The sequence below is a fragment of the Methyloceanibacter marginalis genome (genome assembly GCF_001723295.1).
Taxonomy (GTDB): domain Bacteria; phylum Pseudomonadota; class Alphaproteobacteria; order Rhizobiales; family Methyloligellaceae; genus Methyloceanibacter; species Methyloceanibacter marginalis.
This window is the reverse complement of sequence record NZ_LPWD01000333.1, coordinates 1-1,412: the sequence shown is the minus strand read 5'-3', so window position 1 is coordinate 1,412 and position 1,412 is coordinate 1. Positions and strand designations below refer to the sequence as shown.

Genomic DNA, 1,412 nt, shown 5'->3' with positions numbered 1-1,412 from the left:
CCCGCCTGCCGATCGGGGTGCGCAGTTGGGAAGGTTCCTGCCCTTTCCCTCCCAAACTGCGCGCCCTTCTTTTGACGAAGGCCAGTCGCAGCCTGCCGCATGGCGAACTATATTGAGTCCATGGACGTCGCGACGGACAACCAGATCCCGGCCTTCGACGAGATTCTCGCCGACTTCGAACTTCTCGACGACTGGGAGGACCGCTACCGCTACGTCATCGAGCTCGGCCGGAAGCTGACGCCGTTGCCGGATGCGGAGCGAAATGCCCAGAACAAGGTAGAAGGCTGCGTAAGCCAGGTCTGGCTCGCGACCACCGTGCATCGTGACGGCAGCCCGCGCCTGTCCTTCATCGGCGACAGCGACGCCCACATCGTACGCGGCCTGATCGCTATCCTCTTCGCGATCTATTCCGGCCGAACGGCCGATGAAATCTTGGACGTCGACGCGACCAAGACGCTGGGTGAGCTTCATCTCAAAGAACACCTGACACCGCAGCGCTCCAATGGGCTCATGGCGATGGTCAAGCGCATTCAAGGCGACGCGGCCAAGGCGGCGGCGTAACTAGGTCTCGGTCTCACGGGACCGGTCTTTCTCGCATACCCCGTCGATGCGCGGCCGGAAGTCGGCCTCACCCCAGTGACGCAAGCCCCGCTGGCGATAACGCGCCTCCGCGATCAGGCCATAGTGCTTGGCAAGCCGGGTGAGCGCGATCTGCAGCACGACCTTGCCGGCGCGCTGCGGCCAGCCATTCGCCTTCTCGGCCTCTTCGAGTCCTTTCAACTCGCAGCAAATATCGACCAGCACGCCGGAGATCTCGGGTCCCACGGCCATCAGCGCCCGCATCACCCGTTCCTTGGCGGCAAGGACCCCGTCGCGCAACGCGGCGGCGTTGGCGGGCGCCCCGCGCCGCGATCGTTCTGCCGGCGCCAAGGCCGACCAGTTTGCCGTTCGCGCGGGTTCATATGCGCGAAACAGTAATCCGAGCGCAGCCGCTCGCCCGCCTCGAATTGGGCATCGCCGATCAGCTTCTTGCCATTGCGATCCTTGCGGCTCCGCAACCAGCCGAGCGGGCTTTCTCCTTCATTCACGATCACCGGACGGCGCACACCCCCCACTTCGCGTTGCGCGATCGTTCTCAGTTGGTGCTGCACGCGGAAAGCATCGTTCCCATCGGCGCGGGCCCGCCGCAACCGTGCGTGCCCCACATCGGTGAGGACGAGCCTCTCTCCCTGCCAGGCAAGCCAATCGCCGGAGAGACAGGCCTCCACGAGGCGTCTGGCGACCGGGATCGCTGCGCCATCCTCCGACAGACGGAAGCCGTTTTTGCCGTCGCTTTCGATGAAGGCGCCTCCTGCAAGCCGCGCAAGCAAGCGGCGGATCTCGGCGGCTTGGCGCGTGCGCGCGCGGCGGCG

At 65.5% G+C, this 1,412-nt stretch carries 1 protein-coding gene and 1 pseudogene; one reads left to right on the top strand and one right to left on the bottom strand.

Going from position 1 to position 1,412, the window contains the following annotated elements:
• Positions 1-120: 120 nt before the first annotated feature.
• The gene (locus AUC71_RS11975) at positions 121-561 is read left to right on the top strand and encodes a SufE family protein (RefSeq protein WP_141701651.1); all 441 of its coding nucleotides are present in this window, start codon (positions 121-123) and stop codon (positions 559-561) included.
• Here the strand turns inward: AUC71_RS11975 and AUC71_RS21345 are convergent.
• Positions 562-1,088: pseudogene (locus AUC71_RS21345) on the bottom strand (DUF6456 domain-containing protein).
• Positions 1,089-1,412 lie beyond the last annotated feature (324 nt).